We start from the raw sequence: 19,789 nt of genomic DNA, 5'->3' as shown, positions 1-19,789 counted from the left end.
CGCCGGGCCGAGTCCCCGGGCCGAGTCCCCGGGCCGAGTCCCCGGGCCGAGTCCCCGGGCCGAGTCCCCGGGCCGAGTCCCCGGGCCGAGTCCCCGGGCCGAGTCCCCGGCCCGAGTCCCCGGCCCGGGACGCCCGCCCGAGAGTCCCTACGAGGCGGCCGGCCCCGCCGCCGGGGTCACCGAGGCCAACTGCCGTGCCAGCCACGTCGGTACACCGCCCAGGAGGCGGAACAGCCGGCCCGCCTCCGCCCGCAGCCGGGAGGCGTCCGGCTCGGCCTCCGCGTCCGCGAGCGACGCCAGCGCCGGGGCCGTACCGACGAGGTAGCCCAGTTCCTCCCGGATCCGCAGCGATTCCGTGAAGCCGTGCCGTGCCTCCGTCACCTCGCCGTCGCGCAGGGCGAGCCCGGCGAGATGCCGCCAGGTGAAGGAGAGCAGCAGCGCGTCCCCGTGCGCGGAGGCGCCCGCGTGGGCCCGCCGGTAGGCGGCACGGGCCGCCTGCGGGGAGCGGGCGAGGTTTTCGGCGAGGAGCCCGCGCCGGAAGTCCAGCAGCGCCCGGCCCGGGGCGCCGGGTGGGATCAGCGCCGCGGCCCGGCCGAGGGCGGCCCGCGCCTCGTCCGCCCGGTCCCGTACGCCGTGCAGCGTGGCCGCGTAGGCCAGTTGCCCGCGTTCACAGGCCGCGGCGCCCCGCTCCTCGTCGCTGTGCGCCTGGGCCTCGGCCGTACGCAACGCGTCCTCGGCCTCCTCCCAGCCCTGCTCCGTGTACAGACACCGCTCGACGAACAGCGAGGCCCGCTGAAGCGACGCCTGAGCCGTCTCCGGTGGCAGAAGGGCTGCCGCGTCGGCCCAGCAGGCGCGTGAGCGCAGCCGCCACACCGCGGTCTGGAGGGGATCGTCACCTGCGGTCGTTCCGGTACCGGACATGGCGGTATGCGCCACGTTGCCCTCCCCGAGCACGCCATTGAGCTGTTGAGTGGTGGCGGCATTCCAGCACCAATCGCGGTACCGGGCCAAGGGGGTGGGTGAAGGATTTCACAAAGTCGTGGGACACCGGGGGCGGTGGGTGCCACCGGTGCCACACTGCCGTGACCTCAGCTCATGCGCAACGCGAGGAAGAAGTCGAGCTTGTCCTCCAGGCGCGAGAGGTCACGGCTCGTCAACTGCTCGATACGCCCTACCCGGTAGCGCAGCGTGTTGACGTGCAGGTGCAGCCGGGTCGCGCAGCGGGTCCAGGAGCCGTCGCACTCGAGGAACGCCTCCAGGGTCGGGATCAGCTCGGCGCGGTGCCGGCGGTCGTAGTCGCGCAGGGGGTCCAGCAGGCGGGCCGTGAAGGCGCGGCGCACATCGTCCGGGACGAACGGCAGCAGCAGCACATGCGAGGCCAGTTCGTCGTGGCCGGCCGCGCAGACCCGGCCCGGGCGGGCGGCGGCGACGCGGCGGGCGTGCCGGGCCTCCTCCAGGGCGCCGCGCAGCCCCTCCGCCGAGTGCACCGCGGCGCTGACGCCCAGCGTCAGGCGCCCGTCGTCGTCGAGGCCCGCCGACAGCGGCTCCCGTACGGCCGCCAGCAGAGCGTCGGCGTGCAGGCCCGGCTCGGACCCGTCGGGCTCCCCGGAGACCGCGGGAAGCGGGACCAGCGCGATCGCCTCGTCACCGGTGTGGGCGACCGCGATCCGGTCGGAGTGCTCGGGGCCGGCCGACGAGGGGTCGACCAGCATCTCCTCCAGCAGCGACTGGGCGACCGGACCGCCCTCGATCCCGCCGCCGTCCCACTCGACCCGGGCCACGACCACCTGCCAGAGCGGGGCCGCGCCCAGTCCGGGCAGCAGCACCGGCGCGGCGACCCGCAGCCGGGCCGCGATCTCGGCGGACGCGGCCCCCGACTGCACCAGCTCCAGGACCTCCTGGGCGAGCCGCCGCCGCACGGTGCGGGCCGCGTCCCGCCGGTCCCGCTCCACCGCGATCAGCTGGGTGACGCCCTGGAGCAGATCGAGCCGCTCGGCGGGCCAGTCCCCGGAATCCGCCTCGACGGCGAGCACCCAGTCGGACAGCACCGTCTCCCGTACGTCCCGGGCGGCGCCCCCCGGGCGACCCGTGCTGCCGTGGACCGGGAACAGCGAGTACGTCCTCGTGCCGACCGTCGCCCGGTGCGGTCCCCTGCGGCCGGTGCGCGCCGCCGCGAGATGCTCGGCGGCCAGTGCGGCGCACACGTCCGCGCCGAGCCCCGGCGCCGCCCCGGCGATCGGCCGGCCGGTGGGGGAGAGCACCCAGGCGCGCAGGTCCAGGTCGGAGCCGAGCAGATCCAGGACGACGTCCGGGCCGCCGCCCGCCGGACCCGAGGTCATCATCCGCCGGTGCCGGTCCACCACGGCCGCCAGGTCCCCGGCCCGCTCGCCGGAGACCTGGCGCACCACATGCTCGGTGATCGTGGCGAACGCCACGGACTCGTGCACGGCGAACAGCGGCAGCCGGTGCCGGGCACAGGCCACCAGCAGATCGTCCGGGATGTCGCCCAGCTCCGCCTCGCCCACGGCGAGTGCGGAGACGCCCGCACCAGCGAGAATCCGGACGAAGGGTTCGGAATCGGCGGTGTCGTGCCGCCACGCCAGGCCCGTGAGGACCAGTTCACCGCCGGACAGATAGCGGCTCGGGTCCTTGAGGTCCGTCGTCATCACACCGCGCACGGTGCGGTCCAGCTCGTCCTCGCCGCCGAGCAGCCGCAGCCCCAGCGCGTCGGTGTTCAGCAGTGCGCGCAGGCGCATGTCTCGTCGCCGCCGTTCTTGTCCGGAAATCCACGTTCGGTCGGGGTGAGGGCCCGGCGGGCGGGTCCTCGGGCTCCGCGAGGAGGTTCCCCTCCCGTCCGGAGCGCGTGCCCACGGCTTCCGCTGGAGGGCCTCGGCCTCCGTGGGCAGGTCCAGGGCGTTGCCCTGGGGCTTTCGGAAGCCGGGCTCGCGCTCTCCTCCGGGCGGACGCCGTGTTTCCGGAGGAAAGCGGAGAGGTTACCGATGGCCTCTGTTCATATGAATCTACAAGATGCCTGGCCTGGCCAGCCAACTCCTTCATGGTTTCGGTGACTGACCGCGATGACGGACCGGGCGTTGTACTGGGCCCGCACCGCGTGAACAGGACATGAACGAGCCGGGCGCGCCGCACCCGATCTGGCTCGAAACCCACGCCCCTCGAGACGAAGAAGAGAGCCGTTCATGGACTTCCTTCGCCCCGCAACCTGGGATGAGGCGCTCGCCGCCAAGGCGGAGCACCCCACCGCCGTGCCGATCGCGGGTGGCACCGATGTGATGGTCGAGATCAACTTCGACCACCGCCGGCCCGCGTATCTGATGGACCTCAACCGCATCGGCGAACTCTCCGAGTGGGAGACCGGTGACGACAGCGTGCGGCTCGGCGCCTCGGTTCCCTACGCGCGGATCATGGAGCATCTGCGGACCGAGCTGCCGGGCCTGGCCCTCGCCTCCCACACCGTCGCCTCCCCGCAGATCCGCAACCGCGGCGGCGTCGGCGGCAACCTCGGCACCGCCTCCCCGGCCGGCGACGCCCATCCCGCCCTCCTCGCGGCAGGCGCCGAGGTGGAGGCCGCCTCGGTGCGGGGCACGCGGCTGATCCCGATCGACGACTTCTACACCGGGGTGAAGCGCAACGCGCTCGCCCCGGACGAGCTGATCAGGGCCGTCCATGTGAAGAAGGCCGACGGACCGCAGCAGTACGCGAAGGTCGGCACCCGCAACGCGATGGTGATCGCGGTGTGCGCGTTCGGTCTCGCGCTGCACCCCGAGACCCGCACGGTCCGCACCGGCATCGGCTCGGCCGCACCGACCCCCGTCCGCGCCCGGGCCGCGGAGGAGTTCCTGAACGCCGCGCTCGACGAGGACGGCCTCTGGGACAGCGGCGCGGTCGTCCCCCCGTCGGTCGCCCGGGAGTTCGCGCAGCTGTGCTCGGCCGCCTGCAATCCGATCGACGACGTCCGCGGCACCGCCGACTACCGCCGCCACGCGGTCGGCGTCCTGGCCCGCCGCACCCTGATCTGGACCTGGGAGTCGTACCGCGGCACCGCCCGCATCGCAAAGGGAGCCGCGTAATGCGCGTCAACTTCACGGTCAACGGACGTCCCCAGGAAGCGGACGACGTGTGGGAGGGCGAGAGCCTGCTGTACGTGCTGCGCGAGCGGCTCGGCCTGCCGGGCTCCAAGAACGCCTGCGAGCAGGGCGAGTGCGGCTCCTGCACGGTCCGTCTGGACGGCCTGCCGGTGTGCTCCTGCCTGGTGGCGGCGGGGCAGGCCGAGGGCCGGGAGGTCGTGACGGTCGAGGGCCTGGCGGAGTACGCCAAGGAGCGTTCCCGGGGCACCGGTGCCGGCGCCTGCGGCACCCCCCTCGACGAGGCCAGGCGCTGGGGCGCCCAGGGCATCGACTCGGGGACCGGCGAGGGCGTAAAGCTGTCCACGGTCCAGCAGGCGTTCATCGACGCGGGCGCCGTCCAGTGCGGCTTCTGCACCCCGGGGCTGCTGGTCGCGACCGACGAGATGCTGGAGCGCAACCCCAACCCCACCGACGCGGACATCCGCGAGGCGCTCTCCGGCAATCTGTGCCGCTGCACCGGCTACGAGAAGATCATGGACGCGGTCCGCCTGGCGGCCGCCCGGCAGTCCGAGGGGGTCTGACGATGCCGAACGGCGCTCCCACCAAGATCACACAAGGCTCGCACACCAAGGGCGGCATCGGCGAGTCCACGCTCCGCCCGGACGGCACCCTCAAGGTCACCGGCGAGTTCGCGTACTCGTCGGACCTGTGGCACGAGGACATGCTCTGGGGCCAGATCCTGCGCTCCACGGTCGCGCACGCCGAGATCGTCTCCCTCGACACGAGCGAGGCCCTCGCCACCCCCGGCGTGTACGCCGTCATGACCTACGACGACCTGCCGACCGAGGTGCGGCACTACGGCCTGGAGATCCAGGACACCCCGGTCCTCGCCCACGGCAGGGTGCGTCACCACGGCGAGCCCGTCGCCATCGTCGCGGCCGACCACCCGGAGACCGCGCGCCGCGCCGCCGCCAAGATCAAGGTCGAGTACCGCGAGCTGCCCCTCGTGACCGACGAGGCCTCCGCGACCGCCCCGGACGCCGTCCTGATCCACGAGAACCGCACCGATCACCACGCCGGCCATGTCCCGCACCCGAACATCGTCCACCGCCAGCCGATCGTGCGCGGCGACATGGAGCAGGCGCGCCGGCGGGCCGATGTGATCGTCGAGGGCGAGTACCACTTCGGCATGCAGGACCAGGCGTTCCTCGGCCCCGAGTCCGGCCTCGCCGTGCCCGCGGAGGACGGCGGCGTCGACCTCTACGTGGCCACCCAGTGGCTGCACGCCGACCTCCGCCAGATCGCGCCCGTGCTGGGCCTGCCCGAGGACAAGGTCCGGATGACGCTGGCGGGTGTCGGCGGCGCCTTCGGGGGCCGCGAGGATCTGTCGATGCAGATCCACGCCTGTCTGCTCGCCCTGCGCACCGGGAAGCCGGTCAAGATCGTCTACAACCGGTTCGAGTCCTTCTTCGGGCATGTCCACCGCCACCCGGCGAAGCTGTACTACGAGCACGGGGCCACCCGGGACGGCAAGCTCACCCACGTCCGATGCCGGATCGTCCTCGACGGCGGGGCATACGCCTCCTCCTCCCCGGCCGTCGTCGGCAACGCCTCCTCGCTCGGCGTGGGCCCGTACGTCGTGGACAACGTCGACATCGAGGCGATCGCCCTCTACACCAACAACCCGCCCTGCGGCGCCATGCGCGGCTTCGGCGCGGTCCAGGCGTGCTTCGCCTACGAGGCCCAGATGGACAAGGTGGCGCGGCGGCTCGGGCTGGACCCGGTGGAGTTCCGCCGGCTGAACGCGATGTCCCAGGGCGCGGTCATGCCGACCGGGCAGGTCGTCGACTCCCCGGCGCCGGTCGCCGAGCTGCTGCGCCGTGTCAAGGCGATGCCCATGCCGCCGGAGCGCCAGTGGGAGAGCTCCGAGGGCGCGGACATACGGCAGCTGCCGGGCGGACTGTCCAACACCACGCACGGCGAGGGGGTCGTCCGCGGCGTCGGCTACGCCGTCGGCATCAAGAACGTCGGCTTCTCCGAGGGCTTCGACGACTACTCCACCGCCAAGGTCCGCATGGAGGTCGTAGCGGGCGAGCCCGTCGCCACCGTGCACACGGCCATGGCCGAGGTCGGCCAGGGCGGCGTCACCGTCCACGCCCAGATCGCCCGCACCGAGCTGGGCGTCAGCCGGGTGACGATCAACCCGGCGGACACCCGGGTCGGCTCGGCGGGCTCGACCTCCGCCTCCCGCCAGACCTACGTCACCGGCGGCGCCGTGCGGCATGCCTGCGAGCAGGTGCGCGAGAGGGTCCTGGAGATCGGGCGCCGCCGGTTCGGCTCGTATCACCCCGCCTGGGCCACCGCCGAACTGCTCCTGGAGGGCGGCAAGGTCGTCACCGACGGCGGTGAGGTGCTCGCCGACCTGGTCGACGTCCTCGGCGACGAGGTCGTCGAGGTCGAGCGCGAGTGGCGGCACCGGCCGACCGAGCCCTTCGACCTGCGCACCGGCCAGGGCAACGGCCATGTCCAGTACTCCTTCGCCGCGCACCGCGCCGTGGTGGAGGTGGACACCGAGTTGGGCCTGGTCAAGGTCATCGAACTGGCCTGCGCCCAGGACGTGGGCAAGGCGCTCAACCCGCTGTCCGTCGTCGGCCAGATCCAGGGCGGTACGACCCAGGGCCTGGGCATCGCGGTCATGGAGGAGATCGTCGTCGACCCCAGGACCGCGAAGGTGCGCAACCCCTCCTTCACGGACTATCTGATCCCCACCATCCTCGACACGCCGACCATCCCCGTCGACGTGCTCGAACTCGCCGACGACCACGCCCCCTACGGCCTGCGTGGCATCGGCGAGGCCCCCACCCTGTCGTCGACCCCGGCGGTCCTCGCCGCGATCCGCGACGCGACAGGGCTGGAGCTGAACCGGACCCCTGTGCGGCCCGAACACCTCACCGGCACCGCATAGTTCCGCTCGCGCCGTCGCCGGGCCACATCTGCAGGCCACCCGGCGCCGGCGCACGCGCAGTACCACCGTTCGTCTCGGGCCGTCCCCCGGGTCGTGCACCTTCCCAAATCCCGCAGGCCGCCGAAGGCGGCCCGCGGGTGCCCCTGTGAACCTTGGGAGATGGCACCATGACCCAGCAGTCCCTGGAGCCCAGGCCCACCGCCGAGGCCGCGGGCGCGGAAACCCGCGCCCCGGCCGGCCGGTCCTGGCTCGACCGGTACTTCCACATATCCCGGCGCGGATCCACCCTCGCGCGCGAGGTGCGCGGCGGCGTCACCACCTTCATGGCGATGGCGTACATCCTGCTGCTCAACCCGCTGATCCTGTCCGGCCGGGACGCGGCGGGGGACACCCTCGGCCGACAGTCCCTGATCACCGCCACCGCCTTCGCGGCGGCCCTGACCACGCTGCTGATGGGTTTCGTCGGCAAGGCACCGCTCGCCCTCGCCGCCGGCCTCTCCGTCTCCGGCGTGCTGTCCTCCCAGGTCGCACCGCAGATGACCTGGCCGCAGGCGATGGGCATGTGCGTGGTGTACGGCGCGGTCATCATGCTGCTGGTGGTCACCGGGCTCCGCGAAATGATCATGAACGCGATCCCGCTGGCGCTCAAGCACGGCATCACCATGGGCATCGGACTGTTCATCGCCCTCATCGGCCTCTACAAGTCCGGATTCGTCCACCAGGGCAAGGCCACCCCGCTCAGCCTGGGCCCGGCGGGACAGCTCACCGGCTGGCCCGTCCTCCTCTTCGCCGCAACCCTGCTGCTGATCTTCATGCTCCAGGCCCGCAACGTCCCCGGCGCCATCCTGATCGGCATCGTCAGCGGCACGGTCGTCGCCGCGCTGCTCAACGCCGCCGGGGTCATCAAGGCCGGCGCCTGGGCGGGCGGGCCTCCCGAGCTGCACGGCGGCGCGGTCTCGATGCCCGACTTCTCGCTCTTCGGGCGTGTGGCGTTCGGCGGCTGGGACAAGGTCGGCACGATGACCGTAGGCATGATCGTCTTCACGCTCGTCCTCGCGGGCTTCTTCGACGCGATGGCCACCATCATCGGCGTGGGCACCGAGGCCGGTCTCGCCGACGACAGGGGCCGGATGCCGGGCCTGTCCAAGGCCCTGTTCATCGACGGCGCGGGCGGTGCGATCGGCGGAGTGGCGGGCGGCTCCGGCCAGACCGTCTTCATCGAGTCCGCCACCGGTGTCGGCGAGGGCGCCCGCACGGGCCTCGCCTCGGTCGTCACCGGGCTGTTCTTCGCTGCCTGCCTGTTCCTCACCCCGCTGACGGCGATCGTGCCGCAGGAGGTCGCCTCGGCCGCACTGGTCGTCATCGGTGCGATGATGCTGATGAACGCCCGTCACGTTGACTGGAGCGACCGCGCCACCGCGATCCCGGTCTTTCTGACCGTGGTCCTCATGCCGTTCACCTACACCATCACGACCGGCGTCGCCGCGGGCGTCGTCGCATACGTGGCCATCAAGACAGCCCAGGGCAAGGCCCGCGAGATCGGCGCCTTCATGTGGGGGCTGACCGTGGTCTTCCTGGTCTACTTCGCCCTCCATCCGATCGAGCACTGGCTGGGCGTCCGCTAGCGGCCCGCCTCCGCCCTTTCCCCACACCGTCAAGGAGACCCAGATGCTGGACATCGCCGACGAGCTGCACCGGTGGGCCTCGCAGGGACGCGACTTCGCCGTCGCCACCGTGGTGGCGGTCGGCGGCAGCGCCCCCCGCCAGCCCGGCGCCGCCCTCGCGGTGGACGCCGAGGGCACGGCGATCGGCTCGATCTCCGGCGGCTGTGTGGAAGGCGCGGTCTACGAGCTGTGCCGGCAGGCGCTCGAGGACGGCACGACCGTGGCGGAGCGCTTCGGATACAGCGACGAGGACGCCTTCTCCGTGGGGCTCACCTGCGGGGGCGTCATCGACGTCCTCGTCACCCCGGTCCGGGCGGCCGACCCCGCCCGGCCGGTGGTGGCGACCGCGCTGACCGCCGCGGCCTCCGGGTCCGCCGCGGCGCTCGCACGCATCGTGACGGGCCCGGCGGAGTTGCTGGGCCGGGCGCTGCTGGTACGCCCGGACGGCGGCTACGAGGGCGGCTTGGGCGCCCATCCGGAGCTGGATCGGACGGTGGCGGCCGAGGCGGGCGCCTTCCTGGAGGCGGGCCGTACCGGCACCCTGGAGATCGGAGAGCAGGGCTCACGCTGTGGAGCACCGCTCACGGTCCTGGTCGAGTCGTCCGCCCCGCCGCCGCGCATGATCGTGTTCGGGGCGATCGACTTCGCCTCCGCGCTGGTCCGCATCGGCAAGTACCTCGGCTACCACGTCACGGTCTGCGACGCGCGCCCGGTCTTCACCACCCGCGCCCGCTTCCCGGAGGCCGACGAGATCGTCGTGGAGTGGCCGCACCAGTACCTGGCCGGCACCCGGGTCGACTCGCGTACCGTCCTGTGCGTCCTGACCCACGACGCCAAGTTCGACGTCCCCCTGCTGAAGCTGGCACTGCGCCTGCCGGTGGCCTACGTCGGCGCGATGGGCTCCCGCCGCACGCACCTTGACCGCGTCGACCGCCTGCGCGCGGTCGGCGTCACCGAGCTGGAACTGGCCCGCCTCAGGTCCCCCATCGGCCTCGACCTCGGCGCCCGAACCCCCGAGGAGACGGCCCTGTCCATCGCCTCGGAGATCGTGGCGGCCCGCCGCGGCGGCACCGGGGTCTCCCTCACCGGCGCCCACACCCCGATCCACCACGACACGCCCCGGACCACGGCCCGGCGGATCGGCTCGGTGGCCTGAGGGGTCAGGTGCCCGCCGGGGGAAGGCAGGCCGGCGGCACCCCGCGGGTGGCGCCACGCCGCACCGGAGTGCCGCGCCCCGGCGGCTCGGCTTGATGCCGCCCGGCAGCGGGCCCGCGGACGGGTCGCCCGACCACACGACCCCCTGCGCTGCCAGGCCCGCCAACTGCTGGAGGAACCGCTCGTACGACGTCCGGGCCGCCCCTGCGCACCGCGCGCCGGAAGCACCCGCGGGCCCAGGTCACGGGCGACCGGAAGGTCCGCCATGAGCGGCGGGGGCGGATTGCCGCTTGCCCGGCGACCGGGTCGCAGTCGCCGACCGGCAGACAGGCGTCGGGGCCCGTGTACCGGCCACGGGAGCGCAGCCGCGCGGGCGTCACGTCGGGCCCGGCGCCCGGACCGCCGGCGCCTTGGCCTCACGCGGGCCGGGACCGCCGTCGCGCGAGGTTCGCGGGACGAACGAGGTGCCCGGACCAAGGACGTTGTCCGGCACGTCAGGCGGGCCTGCGGGCCAGGAAGTACCCCTGTGGGGTGCTCTCCCGCTGGTCCGCCGCGCGGACGAGCCGCGCGACCTCCTCGAAGCCGGCGTCCGTCAGCAGCTCGCAGACCTGGTCGGGCCGGAAGCGGTAGACGTCGAGGGACAGGTCGTGCCCGTAGGCGTGATCCAGATGCACGCACTCGTCGCCGACCTTGAAGGCCATGAGGAGGTGGCCGCCGGGCGCGAGGACGCGGTGGAACTCACGGAAGTACAGCGGCAGTTCGCGCGGGGGAGTGTGCACCGTGGAGTACCAGGCGAGGGCGCCCGCCAGCGAGCCGTCACCGAGGGCGAGGCCGGTCATCGACCCCACCTCGAACCGCAGGGAGGGATGGGTCCGCCGGGCCACGGCCACCATCTCCGGCGACAGGTCGACGCCGAAGGCATCCAGCCCGAGCTTGTCGAGGTAGGTGGTCACCCGCCCGGGACCGCAGCCGAGATCCCCGACGGGGCCGCCCCCGCCGGCCAGCACCCGCTCGGCGAACACGCCCAGCATGGCCCGGTCGAAGGGCTTGTTGTCCAACTCGTTCCTGAGCAGCCGGTCGTAGTCCGTGGCGACGGTGTCGTACGACGCCCTGGTGGTCTCGAGGTCTGTCGCATCGGTCATGGGGGTGGACTGTAGGGGCGGCCACCGACACCGGGGTCCGGATCCCGCCGCAGCAGCCCGTCCACCGCCCGTCCGAACATCCGCCGGGCCAGCCACCCGAGCGGGGGGTCGAAGAGCCCCGGCAGCCGGCGTACCGCCAGATCCTCCCGCCACAGCACGTGCGAGCGCCCCCCGTCGCATGGCCGGATCTCGATCTCCGCCCAGCCGGTCACCAGCCCGCCCCGTTTCTCCAGGCGGCACAGTGCCGGGGGCCGCCAGACGGTCACCTCCATCGTGTCGTCGAAGGCGAGCGGGCCCACCCCGGAGCGGGCCACGAACACCGTGCCCACGGCCGTCGGCGGCGCGGTGAGCACGGTCACCCGGGTCAGCGGCACCACCTCCGCGTGGCGCCGCCAGTCCGTGAGCCGCCGCCAGGCCTGTTCGGCAGGGAGCGAAACGAGGCGTTCGAGGCGGAAGAGGACCACCGGTGGATCGTACGCGGCGGGCATCGCGTACCGGCGCCCCGACGCGCACGCCGTACTCCGACGTGAACGGGCGCGTACGCCCCGCGGCTGCCCGGCGAGGTGATGGCCGGCCCGTCGGGCTGGACCCGGCGGATGTGCCGGCTGTGGCGCACGGCGGCCATCGCGGCCGATTGCTCAGAGCCAGTCCCGCCGCTTGAAGATGAGGTACAAGCCGGTGCAGACGACCCCCATCAGGACGATCGCGAAGGGGTATCCGAACACCCAGTGCAACTCCGGCATGTGCGTGAAGTTCATGCCGTAGATCGTCCCGACCAGCGTGGGGGCGAAGAGGATCGCCGCCCAGGACGAGATCTTCTTGATCTCCTCGTTCTGTTCGAAGCCGGCCTCCGCCAACGCCCGCATCTCCGCGTTCTGTTGCTGGGTGACGAGCGTCGCGTTGACCGTCAGGATGTCCGTCAGGGCCTGGCGGAAGCCGTCGACGCGTTCGCTGGTATGGGTGACGTGGTCCGCCACGTCCCGCAGATAGCGCTGGAGTTCCTCGTCCGTGCCGTACTTCGTGAATCCCGCCATCAGGCCGTGCAGCATGCCCACCAGCGGGCGGGTGGCGCGCTGGAACTCCACCATCTCGCGGGAGAGCTCGTAGATGCGGCGGGAGACCTCCGGGTCGCCGCGGAAGACCTCCGTCTCGATCTCGTCGATGTCGTTCTGCACCCCCGTGACCACGGGGGCGTAGCCGTCCACGACCGCGTCCAGGATCGCGTACAGCACCGCCTCCGGGCCCAGCTTCAGCAGCTCGGGCGACTCCTCCATGCGGCGGCGGACGGCCGACAGGTCCGGGGCCGCGCCATGGCGGACCGTGATCACGAAGTCCGGGCCCACGAACACATGCAGCTCACCGAAGTCCACCTCCTCCGGCGCGTCCAGATAGCGGGCGGCGCGCAGCACGACGAACAGCGTGTCGCCGTACCGTTCCAGCTTCGGCCGCTGGTGCGCCTCGAGCGCGTCCTCCACCGCGAGCGGGTGCAGATCGAATTCGGCCGCCAGGGAGAGCAGCTCCGACTCGGTGGGGCGGGCCAGACCGATCCATGCCATGCCGTCCGGGTCGTCGCGCAGCTCGCGGAAGGTGTCGGCCAGCGACGCGGGGGCGGAGATACGGACGCCGTCCCGGTACAGGGCCGCCTGGACGACGCTGCCCGTCTCCACGGGCTCGGCCGGCGCCGGGTCGGGTGGGGGCGCCGGGGGACTCGCGGGGGGTGTCGTCGCCGGGTTCAGGGCTCGGCGCCAGACCGGCATGCGGCCGTTCCTGGCGGCTGGACGGGCACGGCGCTCGGACATCGCGGCTGCCTCCCGTATCGAACGTGCGTCTGCGGGATCTCGGAGCAGGATATACGGGACCAAACGGCGTGGCGTTGAGCGTGTGTCCCAGGAGCCGGTGAGAAACGCGGACAGAAGCTGTCCGCAAGCCAGACTAGCGTGCCGGTCATGACGCAGACGAGCCCCACGCCCCGGGAAGCGGCGGAAAGGGCGGCCACGGCCCCCGCGCCCCGCAAAACGGCAGGGAGGACGGCCACGGCCCCGGTCCTCCACCCCCGCGCACTCAACCGGGCCACCCTCGCCCGTCAGCTCCTGCTCCACCGGTCGCCGCTGTCCGCCGGGGCGGCCGTATCGCACCTCCTCGGGCTCCAGACGCAGAACGTCCAGCCCCCTTACTACGCGCTCGCCGCCCGGCTGGAGGGCTTCGCCCCCGAGCACCTCTCGCGGCTCATGGCCGACCGGGAGGTCGTCCGCGTCGTCAGCCTGCGCTCCACCCTGCACACCCACACCGCCGACGACTGCCTGTCCCTGCGCCCCCTGGTCCAGCCCGCCCGCGACCGCGAGCTGCGCCTCTTCCGCGAAGGCCTCGCCGGCGTCGACCCGGACCGTCTCACCGCGCTCGCCCGGGACCTCGTCGAGGCCGAGCCCCGCACCATGAAGGAGCTGCGCGAAGCGCTGGCGGCCGAGTGGCCGCACGCCGACCCCAGGGCCCTCGCCATCGCCGCCCGCTGCAGGCTGCCGCTCGTCCAGGTCACCCCGCGCGGCCTGTGGGGCAGAAGCGGCCAGGTCGCCCTCACCACCGCCGAGCACTGGCTCGGCCGCACCGCCCGGCCGGCCCCCGCGCCGGAGGAGATCGTGCTGCGGTACCTCGCCGCCTTCGGCCCGGCGTCCGTCAAGGACATGCAGACATGGGCCGGTCTGACCCGCCTCAGGGACGCCTTCGAACACCTCCGCCCGCGGCTCGTCACCTTCCGTGACCGAAGCGGCGTCGAACTCTTCGACCTTCCGGACGCGCCCCGCCCCGATCCGGACACCCCGGCGCCGCCGCGGTTCCTGCCCGAGTACGACAATCTGCTGCTCTCCCACGCGGACCGCACCCGGATCGTGCCCCCCGGCCTCCAGGGCCGCAGCCGGCAGGGCAACCAGGCCTATCGCACACTCCTCGTGGACGGCTTCCTGGCGGGCGTGTGGAAGCCGGGCGACGACGCGCTCGTGATCGAGCCCTTCGGCACCCTCACCAGGGCCCAGCGCCTGGACGTGATCGCCGAGGGGGAGCGGATGCTCACGGTGATGTACCCGGGGGCCGGTCATGACATCCGGTTCGGGACCGTTGTACGGCGGTGAGGGCGGGGTCGGTCCGACCGAGGGGGCGGCACCCGGGGCCATACGGCAGACCCGGACCCAGGCCCCCTACAGTCGGGGCCATGGAACTGCGGCAGCTCAGCTACTTCGTGACCGTCGCCGAGGAGCTGCACTTCGGGCGCGCGGCCGGGAAGCTGCATATCGTGCAGTCCGCGGTCAGCCAGCAGATCCGGCGGCTGGAGCGGGAGCTGGGCGCGGAGCTGTTCGACCGCTCGCCCCGGCATGTGCGGCTGACCGCGGCGGGGGAGCGGTTGCTGCCCGAGGCGCGGGCGGTGCTCGCCGCCGCCGACCGGGCCCGCGCGGCGGTCCTGCCCCCGGCGGAGTTGCGCCTCGGTACCAGCACCGGGCTGGGCGCCCATCTCGACCGCGTTCTCGCGGCCTTCGCACGGCGCCGCCCGGGGGTGCCGGTCGAGCTGGTCTCGCTCCCGGCGGCACAGCGCCTGGCGCGGGTCGCGGACGGTCGGCTGGACGCGGCGTTCGTCCGGGCCCCGGAGCCGGTGCCCGGGCTTCGGGTGCTGCCCCTGTGGCCGGACCCGCTGGTGGCCGCCCTGCCCGCCGCGCACCCCCTGGCCGCCCGGGCGGAGATCCCGCTCGACGAGCTGGCCGGACTGCCCCTGAGCATCACCTCACGCGTCGCCAACCCCGCCCTGGTCGACCTGGTGGTGGGCGCCTGCCGGGCGGCCGGGTTCGAACCGATGCCCGCCCCGGTGTCCGGCTCGCTCCACGACACGCTCGCCACCATTGGTACGCGGCCGTTGTGGACGGTGGTGTACGCCTCCCACGCGCAGGTGCTCCATGCTCCGCGGGTGGCCTTCGTGCCCTTCCGGAAGCCGGGCCTCGCCCTGCCGACCGGGCTCGCCGTGCGGGCCGCGGCCCCACCGCCGTACCTCGACGAGCTGCTGTCGGCCTGCGGCGATCACCAGAACTGATCGCTGCGCTCTCCGGTTGCTCCTTGGTCGCGGGTGCCCCGGGCCGTTGACTGGACCCGTATCCACCGGGCGGCCTCAAGGGCCGCCGTGCACAGAGGAGTTCAGCCATGCCCATCGTCACCATCCAGCAGGGCCCCCGCGATGTCGCGCTCAAGCGGGATCTCGTCCGGCGGGTCACCGACGCCTTCGTCGACGCGTACGGGCTCCCGGCCGAGACCGTGCAGGTGTGGATCCACGAGGTGCCGGCGGACAGTTGGGGCGCCGCGGGGAAGCTGACCGCCGACAAGTAGGGAGGAGACCGTGGGCCGGGCCCGGGGGCTCGGCCCACGGCCGGGGTGTGGAAAGGGGGCGTTGCGAGCCGCTCGTGGAGGCCCGCAACGCCCCCCGGTATGTACCTGAGTGTTACTCAGGAGCCTTCGGGGGCTAGGAGGTGACCTGAGCGGTCACCAGCGAGGAGAAGGTGGTCAGCCGGGTGTAGATACCCGGGTAACCCGCCTCGGCGCAGCCGTTGCCCCAGGAAGTGATCCCTGCCAGGACGCCCCCGATGAGCAGGGGACCGCCGCTGTCGCCCTGGCAGGTGTCCACGCCACCGGACGCGTATCCGGCGCAAACCATGTCGGACTGGACGAAGTCCGAACCGTAGGAACTCCTGCAGCCGGAGTCCGACACGATCGGAACCGTGGCGGTGCGCAGCTGGTTGGAGGAGTTGCCGTTCTCGGAGGTGGTGCCCCAGCCGACGATCCGCGCGGTGGTGCCGGCCGCGTACACGCCGGTCTGGGAGGACGAGACATACGACGCCGTCGTGTACGGCATCGAGCTGGACAGGGTCAGCACCGCCACGTCGTCGCCGTTGGCGGCGTCCGTGTAGTCCGGGTTGACCCAGATCCTGCTGACCTTGCTGACCGTGCCGTTCGTGCCGTTGAGGTAGGTGCGGCCGCCGACCACGCGGACGCTGCCGGTGCTCTCGCCGGCCATGCAGTGCGCGGCGGTGACGACCTTCTTGGCCGCTGCCAGCGTGCCGCCGCAGAACTGGTTACCGGATGCGTCGGTGATCTGCATCATGAACGGGTACGCGGTCGTCGTGGTCGTCGTGCCGCCGACGATCGGCCGGGGTGCGGCGACGGCGGCGGTGGCGCCGAGCAGCGCGGTCGTGGTGGCGGCCGCGGTCGCGACGGCGACGGCGACGGCCTGTCTTGCGCGGTTGAGCCCGAACATGAGTCTCCTCGACGGGTTGCCGGTGGGGGTCGCACGGGTGGGGGTGATGCACGACTGGCGTCGGCCCGTCACGCTCGAGTGGACGTCGAGAGGAGTGGGGGCCGGCCCCGGTGTGCCCGGCGAGCGGCACGCCCTTACGCTAGAAGCAGGGCCGGTCCCTCCCCAATGAGGGAACCCCCTAGGGGAGTTGGGCAGGGATAACCCTCGGTCTGCGCGCGTAAACCGATGGCGTGTCACGTCGGCCGAATCCGGTCGAGCGGCGGCCCGATACGTCGGCCGGGTGGGGTCGGGCCGGTCGGGGGCCCGATACGTCGGCTGGCTTGGCTTGGCTTGTCTTGGGTCGGGTCGGGTCGGGTGGGGCTCGAGACGTCGGCCGGGTGGTTCGGGCCGGGTGGGGCCCGATGCGTCGGCCCGGTGGGGTCGGGCCGGGGTGGGGGCCCGGTCCGTGGCCGAATCCGGTCGGGCCGGATGGTGGGCCGCCATGTCGGCCGAATCCGGACAGGCCGAGCAAGGTGCCGGTACGCCGGCCGGATTCAGTCAGGCCGAGCGGGGGCGGCGGTACGTGGGCCGGATCCGGTCAGGCCGAGCGGGGGCGGCGGTACGTGGGCCGGATCCGGTCAGGCCGAGTGGCGTCCGGCCGCCAGGCGCACGATGTCCACCCGCGACCGGATGCCCAGCTTGCGGTACACCCGGGTGAGGGTCGCCTCCACGGTCTTCACGCTGATGAACAGCCGGGCCGCGATCTCGCGGTTGGTCGCGCCCTCCATGACCAGTGCGGCGACCTGCCGTTCCGTCGCGGCCAGGGTGTCCAGGGCCGCGGCGGCCAGGGGCGGCTGGGCGGCTTCCGTCACCGTGGCCGTCTCCACCTGGCGCAGCCACGGCATCGCGCGGCAGCGGCGGAAGAGCCGGGCCGCCTCGTCGTACGACGTGGGCACGGGCTTCCCGGTGCGCAGGCCGGCCAGCGCGTACGCGGCCCGTGCCTCCTCCAGTCCGTACCCCAGCCTCGCCAGACGATCCTGAGCCGACGTCAACTGCCGCTCGGCCGCCTCGTTCTCCCCACGCGCGGCGCGTGCCAGCGCCTCCGCCCGGTCCAGCACCGCCAGTACGCTCTCCCGCCCGAGCCGCAGCGCACGGGTGCGGGTGGCGTCGATGACGTCCTGGGCCTCGGCCAGTTCCCCGGTGCGCACCAGCGCCTCGGCGAGGTCGCCCTGCCAGCGCCCCCGGGCCGGATCGGTGACCCCGAGCCCCTCCTCCAACTCCCGGACCCGGCGCAGCGACCCGACCGTCCCGGCCGCGTCCCCGGCCACCAGCTGGGCATGCCCGAGGGCGGCCAGGGCGCGTGACAGATACAGCACGTCGCCGTCCTCCTCGGCGCGTCCCACGGCCTCCCGGGCCAGCGTCAGCGCCCGCTCCACCTCGCCGCCCGCGGCCTCCGCCAGCGAGGTGAGCATGGCGCTCGCCGCCTCCCCGATGCCGGTGTCACGGGCGAGCCGCAGGCTCTCGCGCGCCAGGTCGAGGGCCCGTCCGCAGTGCCCGGCCCGCAGTTCGGTCTCCGCGAGCCCGCGCAGGAAGTGCACCTCGGCCTCGACCATCCCGCGCCGCCGCACCTCGCGCAGCAGACCGCTGATCGTCTTGCGCGCCTCGGCCAGCTGGTCGCTCATGATCAGCCAGCGGAACCGCGCGGAGCCCGCGCCGTTGTGGTCGCACGCCACCCGCGGGTCCTGCGGCTCCTTCAGCGCCCGTTTGATGGTGATGGGCGCGTTGGGATGCCCCATCAGCGTCTCGGCCTGCGCCTGGAAGGCCAGCGCCAGCAACTCGTTGCGCCGGTCCTTGGCGCGCGCCGCCAGCTCCGCGGCGAGCGCGCCCTCCTCACGGGCCCGGTCGAAGTCGCCCTCCACGAGTAGCGCCCGCCAGGCGAGCTGGTAGTGCACCAGGGTGAGCAGCCGTGGGTCGTCGCCCGCGTCGGTGAGCGCCTGCGGGAAGACCGCGTCAACCTCGGCCATCGCGTGCCCGGCGGCGTCGATCACGACCATCCACGCCCGCACCCGGTCCGCCGGTTCGGTCGCCCGCGCCAGAACCTCGTGGGCGATGTCCCGCGCGAAGTCCGTCTCACCCGCCGTCAACGCGTCCTCGGCGGCCTGGAGCCGCCGTTCGTCCGCGGCCGGTGTCGCGCCCGCCGGCGTGTGCCGGGCGGCGAGCAGCCCGAGTTCCGCCGCCACCGACGGCGCGCCCCGGTCCCGGGCGGCGGCCGCGGCCTCGCCGAGGCGCCCGGCCACCCCGGGGTCGGTGCCGGTGCTCGCGAGCGCGAGATGCCGGGCTCGCTCGATGGGGTCGCCGGCCGCCGTCGACAGGGCCGCGTGCGCGGCGCGCCGCTCCTGCGCGCTCGCCTGCGCGTACAGCGCGGCCGATATCAGCGGATGCGCGAACCGTACATACGGCGCGTCCCGTTCCGTCATCAGCAGCCCGAGCGCGGCGGCCTGCGCGGTCTCCGCCTCCGCGTTGTGCCGTCCCGCGGCGCGCAGCAGGGTCAGCGTGGGCCGGGCCCCGGCACTCGCCACGAGCAGGGTGCGGCGGGCCTCCGCGGACAGTGCCTCCAGGCGGTTCAGCACCAGTGCGCGCAGCGAGGTCGGCACCGGCAGCGGTTCACCGGGGCTCGGCGGCGTCGTGCTCTCGAACAGGGCGCGGCCGAGCTCCAGCGCGAACAGCGGGTTGCCGCCGCTGGTGCGGTGGATGTCCCGGACGGTGGAGCGGGGCAGGCCGGTGTAGCCGCGGTGATCGAGGAGTTCGGCGATCTGGGCGCGGGGGAGCGGGCCGATCCGGACCGCGAGGGTGTCCGGCGGTGCCGCGCTCAGATAGCGGTCGTGTTCCTGGCCCTGGGGCTCGGTGTGGGTGCGCACCGCGCACAGCATCTGCACGGGTGTGCCACCGAGGCGCCGCGCGGCGAAGCCGAGGAGTTCGGCGCTGGCCGGATCCAGCCACTGCAGATCGTCGGCGACGATCAGCACGGGGCCGCGGGCGGCGAGCGCCCGAAGGGTGGAGAGCACCGCGAGCCGCAGCGCGAGACCGTCCCGTTGCAGCGTGGACTCGCCGCGGCCGGTGAGCGCCGACTCCAGTGCGGTGCGCTGCGGGGCGGGCAGCCGGTCGGCGACCTCGTCCACGACGAGGCCGAGCAGGTCGGCGAGCGCCAGGAAGGGGAGATGGGATTCGGACTCGGTCGCCGAGCAGCGCAAGACGGTGCGCACCGCTTCCCCGTAATCCGCGGCCAGCGAGCGCAGGATGGTCGACTTTCCTATTCCGGCCGGGCCGTGCACCAGCACACTTCCCCCGCCGACGAGTTGCTCGCGCGCTCCCGCGCACAGCTCCTCCCGGCCGATGACCAGGTCGGAGCGGGGTCTGGCAGGCTCCTTGAAGTCCCGTCGCACGGTCACCGCTCCCCTCCGTGTGTCGTGTCCTGGCCAATATTAGGCAACGGACCTTTGAATTTCGGACAGCCG

15 protein-coding genes are annotated in these 19,789 nt (G+C 73.4%); 8 read left to right on the top strand and 7 right to left on the bottom strand.

What is annotated here, in order from left to right; translation table 11 throughout:
- Nucleotides 1–147: 147 nt before the first annotated feature.
- Nucleotides 148–936, bottom strand: coding sequence for a hypothetical protein (locus ACIP94_RS12300; protein WP_402423400.1), 789 nt, complete (start codon nucleotides 934–936; stop codon nucleotides 148–150).
- Nucleotides 937–1,088: 152 nt separating this feature from the next.
- Nucleotides 1,089–2,756: a PucR family transcriptional regulator gene (locus tag ACIP94_RS12295; RefSeq protein ID WP_402423397.1), complete on the bottom strand. Its 1,668-nt coding sequence runs from the start codon at nucleotides 2,754–2,756 to the stop codon at nucleotides 1,089–1,091.
- Between the two features lie 441 nt (nucleotides 2,757–3,197).
- Here ACIP94_RS12295 and ACIP94_RS12290 point away from each other — a divergent pair, with 441 nt between their 5' ends.
- The 5 genes from ACIP94_RS12290 to ACIP94_RS12270 all read left to right on the top strand — a co-directional run bounded on the left by ACIP94_RS12290 (nucleotide 3,198) and on the right by ACIP94_RS12270 (nucleotide 9,870).
- Nucleotides 3,198–4,088: an FAD binding domain-containing protein gene (locus ACIP94_RS12290; RefSeq protein WP_402423394.1), complete on the top strand. Its 891-nt coding sequence runs from the start codon at nucleotides 3,198–3,200 to the stop codon at nucleotides 4,086–4,088.
- Complete coding sequence (locus ACIP94_RS12285; RefSeq protein WP_402423391.1) at nucleotides 4,088–4,666, top strand: (2Fe-2S)-binding protein; 579 nt, start codon at nucleotides 4,088–4,090, stop codon at nucleotides 4,664–4,666. Before ACIP94_RS12290 ends, ACIP94_RS12285 begins: the two co-directional genes overlap by 1 nt.
- Nucleotides 4,667–4,668: 2 nt before the next feature.
- Nucleotides 4,669–7,050 carry a xanthine dehydrogenase family protein molybdopterin-binding subunit gene (locus tag ACIP94_RS12280; protein WP_402423388.1) on the top strand — a complete coding sequence of 794 codons (2,382 nt, stop codon included), beginning with the start codon at nucleotides 4,669–4,671 and terminating at the stop codon, nucleotides 7,048–7,050.
- Nucleotides 7,051–7,217: 167 nt separating this feature from the next.
- Nucleotides 7,218–8,675 carry an NCS2 family permease gene (locus ACIP94_RS12275; protein WP_402423385.1) on the top strand — a complete coding sequence of 486 codons (1,458 nt, stop codon included), beginning with the start codon at nucleotides 7,218–7,220 and terminating at the stop codon, nucleotides 8,673–8,675.
- A gap of 43 nt (nucleotides 8,676–8,718) precedes the next feature.
- Nucleotides 8,719–9,870, top strand: a complete 1,152-nt coding sequence (locus ACIP94_RS12270) for an XdhC family protein (protein WP_402423382.1) — start codon at nucleotides 8,719–8,721, stop codon at nucleotides 9,868–9,870.
- Between the two features lie 493 nt (nucleotides 9,871–10,363).
- Here ACIP94_RS12270 and ACIP94_RS12265 read toward each other — a convergent pair whose 3' ends face one another.
- From ACIP94_RS12265 to ACIP94_RS12255, 3 genes are all read right to left on the bottom strand, one after another.
- Nucleotides 10,364–11,011, bottom strand: a complete 648-nt coding sequence (locus ACIP94_RS12265) for a class I SAM-dependent DNA methyltransferase (RefSeq protein ID WP_402423379.1) — start codon at nucleotides 11,009–11,011, stop codon at nucleotides 10,364–10,366.
- Nucleotides 11,008–11,475: an SRPBCC family protein gene (locus ACIP94_RS12260; RefSeq protein WP_402423377.1), complete on the bottom strand. Its 468-nt coding sequence runs from the start codon at nucleotides 11,473–11,475 to the stop codon at nucleotides 11,008–11,010. The genes ACIP94_RS12265 and ACIP94_RS12260 overlap by 4 nt, the downstream gene beginning before the upstream one ends.
- Nucleotides 11,476–11,649: 174 nt before the next feature.
- Entirely contained in the window at nucleotides 11,650–12,810 is a 1,161-nt protein-coding gene (locus ACIP94_RS12255; RefSeq protein WP_402423375.1) for a magnesium and cobalt transport protein CorA, read from the bottom strand.
- A gap of 147 nt (nucleotides 12,811–12,957) precedes the next feature.
- Between ACIP94_RS12255 and ACIP94_RS12250 the strand changes: the two genes are divergently transcribed.
- The 3 genes from ACIP94_RS12250 (at nucleotide 12,958) to dmpI (ending at nucleotide 15,370) form a co-directional block, all read left to right on the top strand.
- The gene (locus ACIP94_RS12250) at nucleotides 12,958–14,133 is read left to right on the top strand and encodes a winged helix DNA-binding domain-containing protein (RefSeq protein ID WP_402423372.1); all 1,176 of its coding nucleotides are present in this window, start codon (nucleotides 12,958–12,960) and stop codon (nucleotides 14,131–14,133) included.
- A gap of 80 nt (nucleotides 14,134–14,213) precedes the next feature.
- Entirely contained in the window at nucleotides 14,214–15,080 is an 867-nt protein-coding gene (locus tag ACIP94_RS12245; protein ID WP_402423370.1) for a LysR substrate-binding domain-containing protein, read from the top strand.
- A 50-nt stretch (nucleotides 15,081–15,130) separates the two neighbouring features.
- Nucleotides 15,131–15,370 (top strand): 4-oxalocrotonate tautomerase DmpI, encoded by a 240-nt coding sequence (gene dmpI / locus ACIP94_RS12240; protein WP_402424250.1) that lies wholly within the window; start codon nucleotides 15,131–15,133, stop codon nucleotides 15,368–15,370.
- Nucleotides 15,371–15,503: 133 nt separating this feature from the next.
- On the opposite strand, the gene ACIP94_RS12235 is transcribed toward dmpI, so the two are convergent.
- Nucleotides 15,504–16,295, bottom strand: coding sequence for a S1 family peptidase (locus ACIP94_RS12235; RefSeq protein ID WP_402423367.1), 792 nt, complete (start codon nucleotides 16,293–16,295; stop codon nucleotides 15,504–15,506).
- 617 nt (nucleotides 16,296–16,912) lie between these two features.
- Entirely contained in the window at nucleotides 16,913–19,723 is a 2,811-nt protein-coding gene (locus ACIP94_RS12230; protein WP_402423364.1) for an ATP-binding protein, read from the bottom strand.
- Nucleotides 19,724–19,789: the final 66 nt, after the last annotated feature.

It is taken from the genome of Streptomyces sp. NPDC093261 (assembly GCF_044753645.1).
Lineage (GTDB): Bacteria > Actinomycetota > Actinomycetes > Streptomycetales > Streptomycetaceae > Streptomyces.
The sequence above is the reverse complement of the archived record's forward strand: the minus strand, read 5'-3'. Positions and strand labels throughout refer to the sequence as shown.

Coding starts and splice junctions, on each gene's coding strand:
- ACIP94_RS12295 (WP_402423397.1), bottom strand. CDS start 2,756: ATGCGCCTGCGCGCACTGCTGAACACCGACGCGCTGGGGCTGCGGCTG.
- ACIP94_RS12290 (WP_402423394.1), top strand. CDS start 3,198: ATGGACTTCCTTCGCCCCGCAACCTGGGATGAGGCGCTCGCCGCCAAG.
- ACIP94_RS12285 (WP_402423391.1), top strand. CDS start 4,088: ATGCGCGTCAACTTCACGGTCAACGGACGTCCCCAGGAAGCGGACGAC.
- ACIP94_RS12280 (WP_402423388.1), top strand. CDS start 4,669: ATGCCGAACGGCGCTCCCACCAAGATCACACAAGGCTCGCACACCAAG.
- ACIP94_RS12275 (WP_402423385.1), top strand. CDS start 7,218: ATGACCCAGCAGTCCCTGGAGCCCAGGCCCACCGCCGAGGCCGCGGGC.
- ACIP94_RS12270 (WP_402423382.1), top strand. CDS start 8,719: ATGCTGGACATCGCCGACGAGCTGCACCGGTGGGCCTCGCAGGGACGC.
- ACIP94_RS12265 (WP_402423379.1), bottom strand. CDS start 11,011: ATGACCGATGCGACAGACCTCGAGACCACCAGGGCGTCGTACGACACC.
- ACIP94_RS12255 (WP_402423375.1), bottom strand. CDS start 12,810: ATGTCCGAGCGCCGTGCCCGTCCAGCCGCCAGGAACGGCCGCATGCCG.
- ACIP94_RS12250 (WP_402423372.1), top strand. CDS start 12,958: ATGACGCAGACGAGCCCCACGCCCCGGGAAGCGGCGGAAAGGGCGGCC.
- ACIP94_RS12245 (WP_402423370.1), top strand. CDS start 14,214: ATGGAACTGCGGCAGCTCAGCTACTTCGTGACCGTCGCCGAGGAGCTG.
- ACIP94_RS12235 (WP_402423367.1), bottom strand. CDS start 16,295: ATGTTCGGGCTCAACCGCGCAAGACAGGCCGTCGCCGTCGCCGTCGCG.